Origin of the sequence: Treponema sp. OMZ 788 (genome assembly GCF_024181245.1) — a bacterium.
Lineage (GTDB): Bacteria > Spirochaetota > Spirochaetia > Treponematales > Treponemataceae > Treponema_B.
In genome coordinates this window covers 2,321,634-2,338,199 of record NZ_CP051199.1, presented here as the reverse complement: position 1 = coordinate 2,338,199, position 16,566 = coordinate 2,321,634, and the positions used below count along the sequence as shown (strand labels likewise).

The window sequence follows — 16,566 nt, the reverse complement described above, 5'->3', positions numbered from 1 at the left end:
AAAATATTATAATGACTGTTTCAAGTTTTTTTCCCGGGCATATAAGGCTCAGGGGCGAGATGATAAAGGATAAGGATATTTTTGAAGCCTTTGAAAAGGCTGCATCTTCACATAAGGCTGTGCGCAAAATTGAAAGGAATGAGAGGACAGGAAGCCTTTGTATTGAGTACGATGCAAAGGCTCTGCCCCTATCGAAGTTTGAAATTTTTAGAGAAGACTTGCCTGAGTTAAAAAAACTTTCCGATGCCTATATTTCGGGCAAGGTAGAAAAAGAAATAATAATCGAAAAAATTTCAGAGCTTTGGGAAAAATTAAAAAATGCGTAAAAAGTAATTTTAGGAAAATTAGTTGATTTTTTATATATTTTGGAGTATAATAATAGGTATGAGAGTAAAATCTTACTTAGGCTTAAAATTCGGTTTTTCTCATTGTAATTTTTTGTGTGCCGATTATGTGCATAAAAATGTTAGCCTAGGTTTACCCCTCCCCCCCCCCCCATTTTCTCTATTAAGTAAAATATCTCTAATTAAAGCTGCTAATACTTATTTTTCTCAATTTATAAACCGCAGGGCTGAATTTATTCGGTTCTGCGGTTTTTTGTATAAATTTGTCCTATTTAAAAGGAGGGAAACAGCTATGATTTGGAAATAAAGAATTAACATACAAGATAAATTGAAAAGACGGGAGCTCTTATCCTTTGGGATAAGTGTGGATTTATAGTTGAGTTTAAAACTCAAAAATTATAACCCTCTAAGTGAGGGAAAGGAATGGTTTAGAATGAAAGAAAAATTTTTATTAGATATAATGACGGATAAGTCATTATCATTAGTAAAATTTTTAAAAAATACAGATCCCAAAGAACCTAATAAAGTGAATGAAGATATGAGCAGATTAATAGCTAAATTCAATAAAATATTAAAAGGTGATGGTGAAAATTTCCAAATAAGTTCAGCAGATATAGAGAAAGAATGGTTTCCAGAAATTAGAGCTGATATTTTTATATCACACTCTCACAATGATTTAGAGATTGCTCGTGCATTAAAAAATTTGATAGAAACAACATTTGATCTAGAATGTTTTATTGACGCTGATGTTTGGGAACACTATCGCATATTAGCAGATATAATTACAAAATATGATGATTGTGGCTGTTTTAATGATAATATTATTAAAAGTTCTGCTATTTTAAATGTTGCTTTATTTAAAATGATTAACAGGTGTAAAGCCTTGTTTTTTATAAAAAGTAAAAATTCTACTATAAACAATAACCATCAAACTTTGTCTCCATGGATATACAGTGAAATATCCATTAGTAATATTATGCACAGTAAAATTATGGAAAGTGCAGAAAGGTATGATGAAAGCGTTAAAGTGCTTTTTGATACTGATTTTTCTAATTTTCGAAATCTCACTTTTAGTGATTTAGAGACATGGCTTGATACTTGCAAAGGAAAAAATATTAAAGGTACAAAAGCTTTAGATAAATTACTGGATATAGTTAAAAATAAAAGAGGAGGTTTTATTAAAAACCCATGAGCACTGCTAAAGAAAAACATTTGGAGTTTATACAGGGAGTTATAACTCGTATGGCAAAGTGTTCATTTATGATAAAAGGATGGGCTATTGCCATTGCTACAGCAGGTATAACCTTGTTGTCGAAACAAGAAATAAGGTTTTTATATTGTTTTCCTGTATTTATTCTAATTATCGGACTTTGGGCCTTGGACGGATTTTTCCTCAGTCAAGAAAGAATGTATAGGGCTTTATACAATAAAGTAAGAAAAGAGGATAATACAGATTTTGATATGAATGCTTCTGTATTTAACACCGGTAAAAATAGTTGGGTATGTTCGACTTTTTCAAAAACTCTTTTATTATTTTACGGCATTATTTTTGCAGCTGTTATAATATTTTTTATTATAGCAACTATAAAATGCAAAATAGAATTTATTATTTAATAAGGAGAAAATTAGTTATGAAGAACACTAATTTCAAACTTAAGACTAAGGTCTTAAATCGGGCAGTATCTATTACTGCATTGTTGTTGGCTGCGGGACTCTTATTAACCGGTTGTCCTACAGGTCAGGGAAAATCCGGAGGAGGTACTCCTACTGATAAGACATATACTGTAGATTCAGTCAAATTTACCATGAAAGGTATAGCCGCCGTGGATGCTTCCTTGGGACATAATGATTACGATGACAATAAGCCTCATACCGTAAGTTTAAGTGCCTATCTTATAGGGGAGACAGAAGTAACGCAGGAGCTGTGGCAGGAGGTGATGGGCAATAATCCGAGCTATTTTGATGGAAACCCCGGCCAAGAACCTGCCGCAGACGAAACAAAGGGAAAGCGTCCTGTAGAAAGTGTAAACTGGTATCAAGCAATAGCTTTTTGTAATAAACTCAGTATAAAACTGGGGCTTGAAGCCTGCTATACGGTAAATGTTGGAGGAAATCCCGTCAATTTTGAAAATCTTAACTTTGATCAAATTCCTACTACTCGTAATACAGATTGGGATAAGGCCGAACTTAATATTAATAAAAACGGCTTTAGGCTTCCGACGGAGGCGGAATGGGAATGGGCAGCGAAGGGAGGAACTGATGATAAATGGGCAGGAACAAATACCGAGGCTGAACTTAAAAACTATGCTTGGTACAGTTCAAACAGCGGAAATAAAACTCATGAGGTAAAGAAAAAGACTCCTAACGGCTACGGTTTATATGACATGTCAGGAAATGTCTGGGAATGGTTGTGGGATTGGTATGACGCTTTGCCGGCTTCGCCGGGAGCGGACTATGCAGGTGCCGCTTCAGGCTCTAACCGTGTTGAGCGCGGCGGCAGCTGGAGCTACAGCGCGATCAACTTCACTGTAGGCCTACGGAGCCACTACAGTCCTGACTACAGGTTCAACTTTCTTGGCTTCCGCTTGGCTTGCCGGCCCTAAGTTCACACATTTTGCCGGAGAGGTTGAGCAGCTGAGGGCGCAGCGTAAGCCGCCCGAAGCGGTTCTAAATTTTTTTGGCTAAAAAACGGTATGGACCTTATAAGGTGTCGCATCAGGCTCTAACCGTGTTAAACGCGGCGGCAGCTGGAACAACAACGCGAACAACTGCACTGTAGGCAAACGGAACAACAACAGTCCTGACAACAGGAACAACAATCTTGGCATCCGCTTGGCTTGCCGGCCATAGAGGATATAACAGACAGCCGCAGGCTGTCTGTTTCAAGAATTTAACTTTTCTAAACCGCCCACAGGGCGGTTTAGAAGAAAATGATTTAAGGAGAAATATTAAAATGACTTATGTTAAAAATTGGCATCGTAAAGCACAGAAAGAATCTATGATTGAAAAATGGGAACAATATACAGGAAAAAACTGTCCTGCATATTGTTCAAATGCTAATTGCGATAATAAGCTTGATGATGATAATAAATGCGGATCACATGTGTACAAATGTGATAAAGATGGTAAATTGAAAAGTAAAACCATATACATAGTTCCACTTTGTAAAGAATGTAATAATACTCATAATGAAGATGTGATGATAATAAGAAATGATTATTTACAGGCTCGAAACTGCCGATTTTACATTTGCCCCTTGCGGTTAAATTATCCTCGCCTTTGTAAAGACGAGGGGTTCTTAGGGGCGGAGCCCCTAAGCGGTTCTTTTGAAGATAGGAGGGGTCATAGGGGAGGAAAGAAACTTTTATCCGAAAAAGTTTCTTTCCTCCCCTAATCTACAGTTCCTCAATCTCAGCTTCGGGAAGACCGGTCATTAATAAAATTTCAGAAATCGGATAACCTCTGTTTTTCATAAGTTTAGCCGTTTCTATTGATTTTTGCTTTAGGCCTTCAGAAAAACCCTTATATCTAGCGTCCATCTCAAAAGTAGACATTAATCTATATTCTTGCCTTGCCTGTTCATTTTGTTTTACTGTTTGTATCATTTCTTCTATCCTCCTTGTAAATTCGCTCTTCGCCTTACCTGTTTTAAGGTATTCTAAAAATTCTTTTAATTCTTTGTCTTTAGTGTTTTTAAAGGCCTCTGCATTTATTATAACCTTTTTTGTTCCATCGTGTAAAGATATGTTTTTATCTTCAAGACAGATGTTTTCAAAAGTATAAACAGGTCTATTTTTACCAATAGCATCAAAAGTGCAAATAAAAATTATAAAGCTGTCATTTAACTCGTTATAGAAATTCCCTTTATCCAAGAACGAAATATCAATAGCTGCTTGGTAGAACCTCATTCTTTTAGGTATGTTTTTCTCGTTGCTTACCTGCATTTCAACATCGTAAAATTTACCGTTTTCTGTTTGCACTAAAACATCAAACCTTACGGATTTTGCCTGTTCATAGGTGTTAATATTATGCTGTATCGAAATATATGTAATTTTACCTATTTTATCGGACAATATCATTTCAATAAGCCTTTTACACAAATCCGTATTTTGCATGACCTTACAAAACATAAAGTCATCTTGCAATGTTAAATCTTCAAACCTTTTTACCATTTTTTTCTCCTAATTTTTTCACATTTTCCCTATAAAAACTTTTTGCAGCAAATATCAATTTACGAAAAAAGTTTTTTCCGTGCTTTTGCAACGAAGTGAAAAAGCACATATAATAATGCGATGTTTGCCGAAAGGCAAACTCGGCGGATAAACAGTGAGGCTGAATTCCTGCCGAAGTGTTTATCATACCTCCCCATTATATTTATAGAAAATATTTGAAAAAAATAGTAAATTATAAAAAGATTTTTATCATTCTCCTCTAGCTTGTAAGCCCAAGTTCTTCTCCTGCCCTTAACTTTGTTCTCATATTTTGAATTTTTGCATCCATAATTTCAAGCTCGGCAAGGATTTCTTTTTCTTTTTTTGAAGTTTCTATAACGGATGATATTCCTCCGTTTTTGATAACTATCCGCTTATCCGCATAGAGGGCAAGAGCCGGGTCATGGGTAGCCATCAAAACAATCTTTTCCTTTGAAACCAAAAGCTCCAAGGCTTTTTTGCGGTCTATACCGGCATTTTCTATTTCGTCTATTAGGACGATTGGAGAGGCGCTTAAAATGGCAGTATCGGCAATCATAAGAGCCCTAGATTGTCCTCCGCTCAAGGCCGTTATTGGAGTATCCAAATTAAATTTTTCGCCTGCAAGATTGTTTGCCGCCTCTATAATGTTTTTTACCGCCTCTTCCTTGTTTTTTATTAAACGGCTTTCGGCATGAAGTTCTATAAATTCTTTTACAGACAAATCCATTACAAAGTTCATGTTTTGCGAAAGCTGGGCTACAAGTTTATTGTTTACCGAAAAGCGGATTGTTTTATCCGGCGTTTTTCCGTTAATCAAGATGCTGCGGCTTGTGGGTGTGTCCCCTTGAGCTGTCCATTCGATATCGGCTAGGAGCCTTGACTTTCCTGAACCTGTAGGGCCCACAATCGAAATAATTTGAGAAGTATAAAGGGTAAGCTCATCAAAGGTTTCCGCCTCTCCCGACTTATTTGTTCCCGGGAGAATTGTAAGGCTTTTAACCTCGTTTGCATCTTCCAAATTTAAAAAGGCCCTCATTTGAATTATATATTCAAAAAAGGCATCGTACAGTTCTTCCCTGTTTACGGCCTCCTCTTCGCAAAGCTCGTCTGAAAGAGATTGTAAAAATTCTTTTAAAGTCTGCTCTTTGTTTTTTAAAATACCTATTTCAATCAAGCGGTTTTCATTTATAAAATCTTCAATAAAAGGGTATTCGCTTAAAATATCTTGAATCGATTTTTCAGAAAGTTTTTTAACCTCTGTATTTTCATCACTTAAACTAAAATTATTTTCCATAGTTTCTTCCATAATTAATTGTTTTCTCCCAGTCCCTGCTCTTCAGCAATCTTCATCTTGCGGATATTTCCCATCTGGAAATTTTCTCCTATTCTTGTTTCACCCAAACAATAGGAACAAAGGGCCGCCGGCATGGGAAAGCGGAGTTCCATGCCTTGTACTGTAGAAATATCTTCGGCCTTATCCGTTAAAAGGGTGCTGAGCTCAAAGGCACCTTGTCCCGTAAGTCCGTTTACATGCATGATGACTGCCCTAGGATTTACGGCATTTACCCTTGCCGCAAAAACTTCGCGTTCAGCCTGAGAAACGATGTCTCCCTTTGTGATAACTACAATGTCGGCTGACTTTAAAAGCGGGCCTATTTTTTTAGGCGTGTTTATTCCCGACAGGTTGTCGATTACGCAGATGCCTAAGATGCTCTTTATATAGGGAGAGCAGCGGTTGCAAAGTCCCGCCGATTCGCTTATCAAAAGGTCTAGCCCCTCCTTGATACCCCATTGCACAACCTCTTCAATGTTTGACACAAAGAAGTGATCTGGGCAGAGGGAGCCGGATATTCCTTTTTGCACCGGAATGCCTGCTTTTTGATATAGGAGATCATCATCAGTATAAAGGCAGTCGAATTTTACTGCCCCCGTTTTTATATTTTGTTTTTTTAGAGCTTCGATTGTTTTTAAGATTACGCTCGTTTTGCCCGACGAGGGCGGGCCTGAAAATATTATTAAGTTCATTAAATTTTTCCTGCTGCTATTTCAAAATCTTTTTTGATTTTTTCTAAAAGAGAACCTATGTCGTTTTGGTAAATAAAATCCCAGCCTACCCAAGAGAATTTTTTATCTTCACTTAAACGGTTATCCACATCGGGATTTGTCGACGGGAAAAAACCGCTTTCCGAAAATACTCTTCCTGTTTTTTCTGAAAGAAAAAAATCGGCAAAGGCCTTTGTTAAAGCTTCGTTTTCTTTTTTGACAAGCATAAATATAGGAGCTGTTATAGCTCCGTCTTTGGGCCAGACGGTTTTTAATGCCGAGTCTTCTTTTATCATCTTAGAAAAAAAGTAGGGGCTTATATTTACGGCCGGCGGTTCATTTGCTGCCGGCTTAGGGCCTTTTAAAATAAGAGAAGCCTTGCCCTTTACCATTTGTGCCGGATGAAGGGAAGTGCTGCAAGCCCTGCCCAATTTTTTTATGCCTTCATCTCCAAAACGGCTGTAGATATTTAGGATGACCGAATTAAAGAGGTCTAAATCGCTGAAAGGTATTGCTGCCGAGTTTTCAAATTCGGGCGCAAGGAGATCTTCCCAAGTTTCAGGTATTTTTCTTCCCTTTAACATTTCGGTATTTACAATCATTACGGCCGGAACGACTCCTATAATTGCATAATTTTTTTTGCTGTCTCTAAGATCAATATAATCGTTACAAAAGTCCTTATTCATTTTTTCGATTGAACAGTGAAAGTCTTTGTTTTCGATAAAGGAGCCCATTAGTTTTTTGTCGAAAAAAAGCTCAAACCCTGCAGAAAGGAGAATATCGGGGAGGTTTTCCTTTTTTCCTGTTTGAGCTTCTTTAATTATCCAGTCGATTCCGAGGTTTGCTGAACGAAGATCATAGCTGATTTTATAGTTTTGTTTTTCAAGTTCTTCCTTATGTTCTTCAATATATGAGGAGTGAAATTCTTTAAAGGCTTCAAGCAAGGGGATCCTTATAGGACACGGCAGAACACCTTCAATTCTTATATTTTTTTTGCCGTCATCATAATTTCCGTTTTGTGCTTCTTCTTTTTTTAAGCTTAAGTCCGTCTCGGCAAAATCAAAATTTTTGCTTTTTTCGATAAGCTCAACCAGCTCTTTTTCGCACAAGACAATATCAAGATTCTTGGTTAAAAGGGCTTTTTCAAGACTAATCTTTTTCCCCATTATTTTGCGCATAAGGGGATTGGTAAGAGGTGTAAAACCTTTTTCTGCCAAGTATCTTATCGTTTCAGGAAAGCGTTCGGTAATATCAAAAACACTTTCATCCATATTAAAATATTTATTCATTATAATCCTCCGATCTATAATCAAGTTAAAATCAAAATAACCCGAAATTAAAAGTATGAATCCTATTTTTAAAAATATACCCGCTCAAGAAGCGGAAAAATATTTAAAAAATACCAAGGCTAAAACCCTCAACTATAAAAAAGATGCCTTTATCTTTTTTGAGGGCGATACTCCCGCTTTTATTTTTGTGCTAAAATCGGGAGCCGTTCAAATCGAAAAAAATACGGCCGACGGAAAGAGGCTCATCATGAACCGCTTTGAAAAACCCGGTACGGTTTTTGCCGAAGTATATGCTCTTTTAGATTCGGCCGTCTACGATTATTCATGCCGTGTTATAAGTGATGCCGAGATTCTTTGTCTTCCCATAAACGGCATCTTTACTTCCGGGGTTTATTCCGAAACTCATTTTAAGGTTTTAAAAAACCTTTTAAACATTTTGGCTCATAAGGCTTATTTTTTAAACCAAAAGCTTCTTATTTTTTCTTCATTCAGTCTCCGCCAAAAAATCGCCTTGTATTTATTGCAGCAATCTGCAGGAAGTTCAAAGGTTGAGCTAAGCCTAAACAGGGAAGCTATGGCCGAATACTTAGCAGTTCCTCGGCCATCTTTATCCCGCGAGCTTATGAGTATGCAAAAAGATGGGCTTTTAAAAATCGAAAAAGATACCATCATTGTCAACCTTGATAAACTCGAAGACTTTAGCTAAGGGCTTATCAATAAAAGCCCTTAGCCTGTCCTCCCGATTATGTTTCTAACCGAAAAAATGTTTTATATCGTCTTCTACCGAAGCGATTCCCGATAATCCGAATTTATTTATTAAAACGTCCTTTACATTTGGTGAAAGAAAACCCGGAATAGTAGGGCCAAGGTGTATATTTTTTACACCCAAGAACAATAGGGCTAAGAGAACTATAACGGCTTTTTGTTCATACCATGCTATATTAAAAATTATCGGTAAATCATTAATATCGCTTAGCTGAAAGATTTCCTTTAATTTTAGAGCAATAAGGGCAAGCGAGTAGGAGTCGTTACACTGGCCTGCATCCAAGACCCTTGGAATTCCGTTTATATCTCCAAGATTTAGTTTATTATACCTGTATTTTGCACAGCCTGCCGTCAGGATGACGGTATTTTTCGGAAGAGCTTCTGCAAAGTCCGTATAATAAGATCGCGTTGTGTGTCTGCCGTCGCAGCCTCCCATAACTATAAACTTCCTAATATCTCCGTTTTTTACTGCCTCGACAATTTTATCGGCAAGGGCAAAAACTTGGGCGTGAGCAAAACCTCCGACAATTTTTCCGGTTTCAATTTCTTTTGGAGGTTGGCAGGATTTTGCCTTTTTTATAATTTCGGAAAAATCCTTATACCCGTTTTCATCGGCTTCAATATGAACACAGCCTGGATGACCTGCTGCATTTGTCGTATACATTCTTGATAAGTATGAAGCCTTTGTAGGAATTATACAGTTGGTAGTCATCAGAATGGGGCCGTTAAAACTTTCAAATTCCGAAACCTGCTTTGCCCAAGAGTTGCCGTAATTACCTGCAAGATGCGTGTATTTTTTTAATTTTGGATAATAATTTGCGGGAAGCATTTCGGAATGAGTATAAACATCAATACCTGTACCCTCGGTTTGCTCAAGAAGCATTTCGATATCTTTTAGATCATGTCCCGATACAAGTATCCCCGGATTATTTCTTACCCCGATTGAAACTTCGGTTATTTCGGGATTGCCGTAGCTGCCTGTGTTGGCGCTATCCAACAGAGCCATTCCCTTAACTCCGGCTTCTCCTGTCTTTAAGGTAAGAGAAATAAGTTCATCAACACTCAAATTTTCATCTATGAGCATTGAAAGCGTTTTTTGAATAAAGGCATCAACTTCTTCATCTTCATAGCCTAAGGCGTTAGCATGTTTTACATAGGCACATAGCCCCTTTAGACCATAGATAATAAGTTCTTTTAAGGAACGCTTATCGGGATCTTTTGTCTGCAAAACGCCTATTGTAATGGCCTTGCCCAGTCTTTTCGGTATATCCGAGTCAATATACACTTCAATCTCCGGATCAAAGGGGCGGTTTAAAGAACTATGCAAATCATGGATTGCTTTAAGAGTAATATTTATTCTGTTGTTAATTGCTTTTTCATCAAAATTTGCATTGGTTATTGTAACAAAAAGGTTTGTGCTTACGATGTGGTTAATTTCTTTTTCAACCTTAATCCCGTTTTCCCTCATATAAGACGTTATCTTGGAAAGTTTTTTTGTTACCCAGATGAGAAAATCCTGTAATCCTGCAACTAAGGGATTTTTTCCGCATACGCCGACCCTTATGCAGCCTGAATTTTTAAATGTCTCTTGACATTGAAAACAAAACATAGCGTTCATGGCATCCTCCTATAAAACTTTTTTAAATGGATTGCCAAATCCATTTAAAGGTTTAAGTAAATTATATATATTTTACGAATAGGAGGCGGTAACGGATGTTACGCAGATGTTAAATTTTTGTTGTTTTAAGTCTATTTTTGCTCACTTGAAATCTCTTATTCTATCCTATATACTCAATATTATGAAACCGGATAAAATTACACAATGGCAAAAATTAGGTTTTGGGATGTTTATTCATTACGGGCTTTACTCTTTGTGCGGAGGCGTTTGGAAGGGGGAGCCGGTAAAGCGCGGTTACAGTGAGCAGATTTTAAGTCACGGTAAAATACCCAAAGAAGAATATAAGTCCTTGCAAAATAAATTTACCTGCAAGAATTTTGATGCGGAAAAAATATGCATTCTCGCAAAGACTGCGGGGATGAAATACATTATTATCACGGCAAAGCACCATGACGGTTTTTGTCTTTTTAACACAAAGACTACAAATTATAATTCGGTAAAGACACCTGCAAAGCGGGATTTGATTTTAGAGCTTTCGCAAGCTTGCAAAAAAAACGGTTTAAAGTTCGGGCTTTATTTTTCTTGGATAGATTGGGATTGTGAATTCGCTCTTCCGATAAGCGATCATAATAGCGATAAAATTCCGCCCAAACATCAAAGATTTAATTTGGAGCAGCTGACTGAGTTGTTTACAAATTACGGCCCGCTTTGTGAGCTTTGGATGGATATGGGTTTCCCGACAAAAAAACAAAGCGAAGAGGTTAGAGCCCTTGCCCAAAAACTTCAACCCGATATGATGATCAACGGAAGAATATGGAATGACTGCGGTGATTTTTGTACCATGGGCGATAATAGACTTCCCGATAAAAGTTTAAATGTTCCTTGGCAAACTCCGGCTTCGATTTACCATGAGACATGGGGATACCGCTCATGGCAAAGGCGGGGCGATAAAAACAAAAAAGCTCAAGAGCTCATTGAAAGTCTTATAAAAGTAAGAGCTATGGGCGGTAATTATCTTTTAAACATCGGCCCTAAGGGAGACGGTTCGGTAGTTGCTTTTGAAGCTGAGGTCTTAAAAAAAATCGGGAGCTTTTTTAAATCAAAAGCTCCTTCTCAAAAGTGCGCACAAAAACTTTGTAAAGAATTAAATTTAGGTATCCCTCAGGATTCTATTACTGAATTAAAAGAGAAAGTAAACGAAATTCCATTTACAAAAAAAATATACCGCTTTACGGGAAAGGATTATTATTCTTCGCATTTTATTTGTACGGAAATTGAACTAAGCTTAAAAATTTCAAAAGGCTTAAACAAAACAAACTTGTGGACGATCAGCCTTATCAGAAAAAAGCCCATGTCCCAAGATGAGGTTTTGGAAATAAACGGAAAAGAATTTTGCTTCCCCGCAAACAAAAAAGAATTGGAAATTTTTAAAAACATAAAAATAGAAAAACCTCTTAAAATTTCAGTATCCACAATAGGCTGCGCTGCCTCGCGGAAGGCGCTAAGGCAAGACAACCTAATTTTGAGGGTAGAACAAAAATGATGTCATTGGATTATTTAATTTTATATTTTGGTCTTTACAGTTTTATCGGGTGGCTTTGCGAAGTAGCCTATTGCTCTCTTTTACAAAAGAAACTTGTGTTAAACCGCGGAATGCTTTACGGACCTGTATGCCCAATATACGGGTTTGGAGCGTTGATTTTAATTTTTTCGTTGAAAAATTTAATCCCGTATCCTATAGCTTTGTTTTTTGCTGCCGTTATTTTAACAAGCTCTCTTGAATATGCTGCAAGTTTTATTTTAGAATATTTATTTGATACACTTTGGTGGGATTATTCAAAGTATAAACTTAATATTAACGGACGAGTTTGTGCTCTTAATTCGACTCTCTTTGGAATATTGGGGCTTGCTTTAATGTATATTATAAATCCTTTTATTTCAAAGTATGTAAATCAAATACCCGATTTGTTTATTCTGATTATTTCAAAAGTTTTGCTTTTTATTTTTATTGCCGATTTTATTTTTACGCTTAAAGCTCTAATCGGACTTCATGATGCTCTCTTACATATTAAGAGTCTGACGGAGAATTTTTATGCACATCTTGAAACTCTTGATATACATGAAAGGATAAGCGAAAGCAATATTGCAGAAAGTTTTAATCTGCTCCGCGAAAAATTAAAACAGGATCGATATTCCGCTTATGAAAAAATACAGGAACAGTTTAAACTTATTGCCGAAAAAAACAAGGGCCGTATTTTATCGGCCTTCCCGAATATGAGGCAAAGAAGAAATAATTTACATCTAAAACTTTTAAAATATTTTAAGGAAAAGAGGTAATAATAAAAAAGAGGAATAAAATTAAAATTTTATTCCTCTCGATTTTTAGATTTTAAATTTTTCAACCTCTGTGACAAGGCTGCTTATATTTTCTTTATTTTTTTGAGAGATGCTATTGACTTCTTGGGTCGCTTCATTTATTTGAAATGCACCTGCGGCCATTTCGTTCATACTTGCTGTAATAACTCTGGTAAGATCGTCAAGTTTTTGCATTTCAACAGCGATATTTTTTCCTCCCTCCAACATTTCAGCTGAACCGTCATTTACACGTGAAGTGATTAAGTTGATATCATGAATTGCCGTTAAAATTTCACGGCCTCCGTTTTCTTGTTCTTTCATTGCAAGCATAAGAGTTTCACTCATCTTTTTCACCTGCTCTGATAGGGCAAAGATGCTGTCAAATTTTTCTTCAGCCAATTTTGAAGAAGAGGAAAGGTTTTCAATTTCTTTACTTAAAATTTTTAAGGTAGAAGTTATTGTTTTTCCCTGTGAACTTGATTCTTCTGCGAGCTTTCTAATTTCGTCTGCAACAACAGCAAACCCTTTTCCCGCTTCTCCTGCATGAGCTGCTTCAATCGCTGCATTCATGGCAAGCAGGTTTGTCTGACTTGCAATATGCTGAATAACGCTTGAGGCTTCTAAAAGACCGCCCGATTCCTCCGAAATTTTTTGAGTTACGGTATTTGATACTGAAAGAGTTTCTTTTCCTTCGGCTGTAGCGCCTGCAAGGTTTTTGATGGCTTCATCCGTTTTTATAAGCGTCTGAGTTATTGAGCTTATGTTACCGACCATTTGTTCTATTGCCGATGAAGACTCGGCTACACTTACAGCCTGAGATTCTATCATTCCATTTAACTGTGTGATGGTTTTAATAATCTGTTCGATAGTCGCAGATGTCTCGGTGACGCTTGCCGCCTGCGTAAGGGCTTGTTGTTTCACCCCTTCTATGTTTGTACTTATTTGATGTATTGCACTTGCCGTTTCAGTCATGTTACTCGCAAGTTCATTTCCTATCTGCTCCATTTCCTGAGTTCCTGAACCGACTGTCTTTATTGAGTTTCCTATTTTTTCAATCGTTCTGTTAAAGTATTTTGATAGATCAGTTATTTCATCATTTCGTTTGATGGGCAAGCGTACCGTTAGATCGCCGTCTCCATCTGCAATATTTTTAAGAGCTTTAACTGCTGATATAATTGGTTTTACTATTGTAAGGGCTATAACAGCTGTAAGAATAATGGATACGATTAATATGGTTATACCGATAAGTCTCACTGTGATTTTTAAAAGCTTAAGACTGCGTGTAAGTTCGCCGACCGGAGCACTGACTATTATCTTCCATTTTGTTGTTTTCATAGGAGAATAAGCTGCGATTTCTTTTTCGCCTTCATATGTAAATTTGCCTAAACCGGCTCCGGAGGATGATAAGACCTTTTGTTCAAAATCGGCGATGCTTTTAAGTTCCGGTTCGGACTCAGCGCTTTTAATACTGTTCTCTTGATCTTCAACTATTTGCCTGTCTTTGTCGGCAATTGTTGTTCCCGAAGCGCCTATAATATAACAACCGCCGGTTTCTCCTATTACAATATCATCGATTAGATCACTAAGCGCTAATCCGTTAACACCGGCGCTAAATACGCCTAAAATATTTTGTTCATCATCATAAATAGGTACGGAGAGTATAATTTCTAAATGGCCTGTTTTACGGTTTCCGATAGGTTCAGAAATGAAATTTCTGCCTGCTATAGCTTCCTTATACCATTCCCGATCGCCGACAAAAAATGAACTTCCATCGATAGAGTATCTTATACCATTCTTATCTGAAATCCCAAAGTATTCTATCGTTTTGTTCCGCTCTGCATCTTTTTGTAATGCCTTTACTTTCTCATAAAAAGTAAGTTTAGAATCGCGAAGAGCCGGGATACGTGCAAGACCTTCTAAAAGCTGTAAAAAATTATTGATCCTTCCGTCGATAATTTCAGCCGTATCCGTTGCCTTCATTATGAGAGCTTTTTCAATTTTTTCCATTAAAGCCTTTTTTGCTATAAATAAAGCAGAGGCTCCCATTGTAAATCCTCCAATCAGGATTAACAAACCAAAAAAGAAAATCAACTTTCCTAAAATAGAAAACCGTCTTTTTTCCTTTTGATGAATATTTTCACCTAACATATGCGGCTCCTTTCATGTGCTATTTTAAGAACTATTTATAATTGATGTTTATTGAATATACATTTAAGAGTTGATAAAGCCGATTATACATTATTTTTTTTATTTTTACTAGATGTTTGTGCAAGAGATACATGGAAAAAATTATAATGGAGAAAATTTATAAAATAGGAATAAACAAGTTTTATGTTTTTACGAGCCGGTAGACTTATATTTTGATACGCCGAACCGCCAAAAAAGATAAGCATGAATTAAAAACAAAAATGAAAGAAGCGGTAAAAAGGCGATGGCCGGGTTTTCATATTTATCGAATAAAAACAAAAGAGGATAGTATTGAAAAAGAGCATAAGGAATTATAAATGTGCAAAAGCGTAAAATTTTGTTTCCGTATATTGAAACGGGATATGAGGCAAAGGTTCTAGCGCCGTCTGTAAAGATATTCATAAACTCAAGGCTCTGTATGGTAAAAAAAGAAATAGCTGCATAGATTAAAAAGAGGCCTGAAAATACTGCCATGCCTCCTAAGAGCATAAAGAAAACTGTCAACACCTTTAAAAAAGACCAATCTATATTTCCGAATCTTAAACCGTAAAAAAATAAAATGACGGCTATGATAAGTCTTCCTATTCTTGAAAATTCGAATTTGCTTCCCAGAACTTGAAGGGTGAGTCTTCGAGGGCGTAAAAGAAGTCTGTCAAAATCTCCGTTTATAATTAGTGAAGAAAATGAATCAAAGCCCCTTGCATAGCTTTCGGTAAGGGCAAAGCTCAACTGCATTATTGAATAACAAAAAATAACTTCGGCAAAGGAAAATCCTTTTATGGACTGAAAGCGTGCAAACAAAAAGTAAAGAGCAAAGACGCTGTTGCAGGTTAAAAGAAACTGACCCAAGCACGATAAAAAAAACGAAAGCTTATATTGCATTGTACTTTTTAAAAGAATACCTATATATCTAAAATAAAGTTTTAAACCGTTCATACCTATCTTAAAAATTTTAATTTAGCCTCCTTGCACCACCAATTTTTTTTCTGCCGCCTTTGCAATAAGTTTCCCCGATATAAATAAAACGATGAGCCAGAATATCTGCAAGATTATTTTTTTACCTGCATCTTTAGATGAAATATCGTAAGAAAAAATTCTTAAAGGAATATTTTGAATCCCTGTGAAGGGAGACAACTCCAAAATCTTTCTTATTGTTTCGGGGAAAAAAGGAATGGGAATTACCTGTCCCATAAGCATTTCCGAAGCCGATAAAAATACTATTTGAAGCCCTCTGGGAGAAACCGTAAAAAAGCAAAGCACGTATATGAGGCAGGTAAAGGCAGCTGCCGTACAAAGGCCTAAAATCATGGAGGCTATAAACATTAAAAACGTAATAGGGTCAGGCATTATCAGACGGTAGGGCATGGGTAAAATTGCGGCAATTATTAAAACAGGGAAGCATCTTAAAAGTCCTCTTGCAAGTCTAAATGCAACCGAGCGGGTAAACCAGAGAGTGTATATTTCGATCGGTTTGGACATTTGGTAAACAATGGAGCCTGAAACAATAGAGTCCGTTATGTCGCCCTCGAATGTCCACATTGCAAAAAAATGCTAAGAAGGCTTGCTGTATCCAGATATAGGAAACAAAGGCTGAAAAGCCCATAGGAAAATTTTGAGGTGAGGTTTCATAAAAGGCTTTGAATAAAATAATAGTTAAGCAGCCCCATGCAAATTGAGTCGAAATGCCTGCAAGGGCGGCAGCCCTGTACTGTAAGTTTGCGATAAATCTTATTTTAAAAAAAGAAAGATATTTTTTCATAAACCGTAAAAGC

At 36.7% G+C, this 16,566-nt stretch carries 16 protein-coding genes and 1 pseudogene; 9 read left to right on the top strand and 8 right to left on the bottom strand.

Features of this window, described 5'->3' with window-relative positions:
- Positions 1 to 11 precede the first annotated feature (11 nt).
- The 6 genes and pseudogenes from E4O00_RS11640 (at position 12) to E4O00_RS11615 (ending at position 3,738) form a co-directional block, all read left to right on the top strand.
- Positions 12 to 326, top strand: coding sequence for a hypothetical protein (locus E4O00_RS11640; protein WP_253677523.1), 315 nt, complete (start codon positions 12 to 14; stop codon positions 324 to 326).
- Between the two features lie 451 nt (positions 327 to 777).
- Positions 778 to 1,536, top strand: coding sequence for a hypothetical protein (locus E4O00_RS11635; RefSeq protein ID WP_253677522.1), 759 nt, complete (start codon positions 778 to 780; stop codon positions 1,534 to 1,536).
- Between the two features lie 68 nt (positions 1,537 to 1,604).
- Positions 1,605 to 1,958: a hypothetical protein gene (locus E4O00_RS11630; protein WP_253677521.1), complete on the top strand. Its 354-nt coding sequence runs from the start codon at positions 1,605 to 1,607 to the stop codon at positions 1,956 to 1,958.
- Between the two features lie 17 nt (positions 1,959 to 1,975).
- Positions 1,976 to 2,947: a formylglycine-generating enzyme family protein gene (locus E4O00_RS11625; protein WP_253677520.1), complete on the top strand. Its 972-nt coding sequence runs from the start codon at positions 1,976 to 1,978 to the stop codon at positions 2,945 to 2,947.
- 169 nt (positions 2,948 to 3,116) lie between these two features.
- Positions 3,117 to 3,194, top strand: a pseudogene (locus E4O00_RS14345) (hypothetical protein); the annotation flags it as partial.
- Positions 3,195 to 3,297: 103 nt separating this feature from the next.
- A complete protein-coding gene (locus E4O00_RS11615; RefSeq protein ID WP_253677519.1) occupies positions 3,298 to 3,738 on the top strand; it encodes a hypothetical protein in 441 nt (146 codons plus the stop codon).
- Between the two features lies 1 nt (position 3,739).
- Here the strand turns inward: E4O00_RS11615 and E4O00_RS11610 are convergent, their stop codons facing one another.
- The 4 genes from E4O00_RS11610 to E4O00_RS11595 all read right to left on the bottom strand — a co-directional run bounded on the left by E4O00_RS11610 (position 3,740) and on the right by E4O00_RS11595 (position 7,869).
- A complete protein-coding gene (locus E4O00_RS11610; RefSeq protein ID WP_253677518.1) occupies positions 3,740 to 4,516 on the bottom strand; it encodes an Rpn family recombination-promoting nuclease/putative transposase in 777 nt (258 codons plus the stop codon).
- A 259-nt stretch (positions 4,517 to 4,775) separates the two neighbouring features.
- The gene (locus E4O00_RS11605; protein WP_253679723.1) at positions 4,776 to 5,831 is read right to left on the bottom strand and encodes an ATP-binding cassette domain-containing protein; all 1,056 of its coding nucleotides are present in this window, start codon (positions 5,829 to 5,831) and stop codon (positions 4,776 to 4,778) included.
- A 14-nt stretch (positions 5,832 to 5,845) separates the two neighbouring features.
- A complete protein-coding gene (locus E4O00_RS11600) occupies positions 5,846 to 6,562 on the bottom strand; it encodes a GTP-binding protein (RefSeq protein WP_253677517.1) in 717 nt (238 codons plus the stop codon).
- A complete protein-coding gene (locus E4O00_RS11595; RefSeq protein WP_253677516.1) occupies positions 6,562 to 7,869 on the bottom strand; it encodes an ABC transporter substrate-binding protein in 1,308 nt (435 codons plus the stop codon). The genes E4O00_RS11600 and E4O00_RS11595 overlap by 1 nt, the downstream gene beginning before the upstream one ends.
- Positions 7,870 to 7,924: 55 nt before the next feature.
- Between E4O00_RS11595 and E4O00_RS11590 the strand changes: the two genes are divergently transcribed.
- Complete coding sequence (locus E4O00_RS11590; RefSeq protein WP_253677515.1) at positions 7,925 to 8,575, top strand: Crp/Fnr family transcriptional regulator; 651 nt, start codon at positions 7,925 to 7,927, stop codon at positions 8,573 to 8,575.
- A gap of 45 nt (positions 8,576 to 8,620) precedes the next feature.
- Here E4O00_RS11590 and hcp read toward each other — a convergent pair whose 3' ends face one another.
- Positions 8,621 to 10,252: a hydroxylamine reductase gene (gene hcp / locus E4O00_RS11585; protein WP_253677514.1), complete on the bottom strand. Its 1,632-nt coding sequence runs from the start codon at positions 10,250 to 10,252 to the stop codon at positions 8,621 to 8,623.
- Positions 10,253 to 10,358: 106 nt separating this feature from the next.
- Between hcp and E4O00_RS11580 the strand changes: the two genes are divergently transcribed.
- Positions 10,359 to 11,795, top strand: a complete 1,437-nt coding sequence (locus E4O00_RS11580; protein WP_253677513.1) for an alpha-L-fucosidase — start codon at positions 10,359 to 10,361, stop codon at positions 11,793 to 11,795.
- Entirely contained in the window at positions 11,795 to 12,589 is a 795-nt protein-coding gene (locus tag E4O00_RS11575) for a putative ABC transporter permease (RefSeq protein ID WP_371922732.1), read from the top strand. The genes E4O00_RS11580 and E4O00_RS11575 overlap by 1 nt, the downstream gene beginning before the upstream one ends.
- Before the next feature lie 45 nt (positions 12,590 to 12,634).
- Here E4O00_RS11575 and E4O00_RS11570 read toward each other — a convergent pair whose 3' ends face one another.
- The 3 genes from E4O00_RS11570 to E4O00_RS11560 all read right to left on the bottom strand — a co-directional run bounded on the left by E4O00_RS11570 (position 12,635) and on the right by E4O00_RS11560 (position 16,333).
- Complete coding sequence (locus E4O00_RS11570) at positions 12,635 to 14,755, bottom strand: methyl-accepting chemotaxis protein (protein ID WP_253677511.1); 2,121 nt, start codon at positions 14,753 to 14,755, stop codon at positions 12,635 to 12,637.
- Positions 14,756 to 14,944: 189 nt separating this feature from the next.
- Positions 14,945 to 15,730 (bottom strand): ABC transporter permease, encoded by a 786-nt coding sequence (locus E4O00_RS11565; protein WP_253677510.1) that lies wholly within the window; start codon positions 15,728 to 15,730, stop codon positions 14,945 to 14,947.
- Between the two features lie 21 nt (positions 15,731 to 15,751).
- Positions 15,752 to 16,333, bottom strand: a complete 582-nt coding sequence (locus tag E4O00_RS11560; protein WP_253677509.1) for an ABC transporter permease — start codon at positions 16,331 to 16,333, stop codon at positions 15,752 to 15,754.
- Positions 16,334 to 16,566: the final 233 nt, after the last annotated feature.

Excerpts from the sequence above, each read along its gene's own strand:
- E4O00_RS11570 (WP_253677511.1), bottom strand. The coding sequence starts at position 14,755 with ATGTTAGGTGAAAATATTCATCAAAAGGAAAAAAGACGGTTTTCTATT.
- E4O00_RS11565 (WP_253677510.1), bottom strand. The coding sequence starts at position 15,730 with ATGAACGGTTTAAAACTTTATTTTAGATATATAGGTATTCTTTTAAAA.
- E4O00_RS11590 (WP_253677515.1), top strand. The coding sequence starts at position 7,925 with ATGAATCCTATTTTTAAAAATATACCCGCTCAAGAAGCGGAAAAATAT.
- E4O00_RS11610 (WP_253677518.1), bottom strand. The coding sequence starts at position 4,516 with ATGGTAAAAAGGTTTGAAGATTTAACATTGCAAGATGACTTTATGTTT.
- E4O00_RS11625 (WP_253677520.1), top strand. The coding sequence starts at position 1,976 with ATGAAGAACACTAATTTCAAACTTAAGACTAAGGTCTTAAATCGGGCA.
- E4O00_RS11580 (WP_253677513.1), top strand. The coding sequence starts at position 10,359 with ATGTTAAATTTTTGTTGTTTTAAGTCTATTTTTGCTCACTTGAAATCT.
- E4O00_RS11635 (WP_253677522.1), top strand. The coding sequence starts at position 778 with ATGAAAGAAAAATTTTTATTAGATATAATGACGGATAAGTCATTATCA.
- E4O00_RS11595 (WP_253677516.1), bottom strand. The coding sequence starts at position 7,869 with ATGAATAAATATTTTAATATGGATGAAAGTGTTTTTGATATTACCGAA.
- E4O00_RS11615 (WP_253677519.1), top strand. The coding sequence starts at position 3,298 with ATGACTTATGTTAAAAATTGGCATCGTAAAGCACAGAAAGAATCTATG.
- E4O00_RS11575 (WP_371922732.1), top strand. The coding sequence starts at position 11,795 with ATGTCATTGGATTATTTAATTTTATATTTTGGTCTTTACAGTTTTATC.
- E4O00_RS11630 (WP_253677521.1), top strand. The coding sequence starts at position 1,605 with ATGATAAAAGGATGGGCTATTGCCATTGCTACAGCAGGTATAACCTTG.
- E4O00_RS11560 (WP_253677509.1), bottom strand. The coding sequence starts at position 16,333 with ATGTGGACATTCGAGGGCGACATAACGGACTCTATTGTTTCAGGCTCC.
- hcp (WP_253677514.1), bottom strand. The coding sequence starts at position 10,252 with ATGAACGCTATGTTTTGTTTTCAATGTCAAGAGACATTTAAAAATTCA.
- E4O00_RS11605 (WP_253679723.1), bottom strand. The coding sequence starts at position 5,831 with ATGGAAAATAATTTTAGTTTAAGTGATGAAAATACAGAGGTTAAAAAA.
- E4O00_RS11600 (WP_253677517.1), bottom strand. The coding sequence starts at position 6,562 with ATGAACTTAATAATATTTTCAGGCCCGCCCTCGTCGGGCAAAACGAGC.
- E4O00_RS11640 (WP_253677523.1), top strand. The coding sequence starts at position 12 with ATGACTGTTTCAAGTTTTTTTCCCGGGCATATAAGGCTCAGGGGCGAG.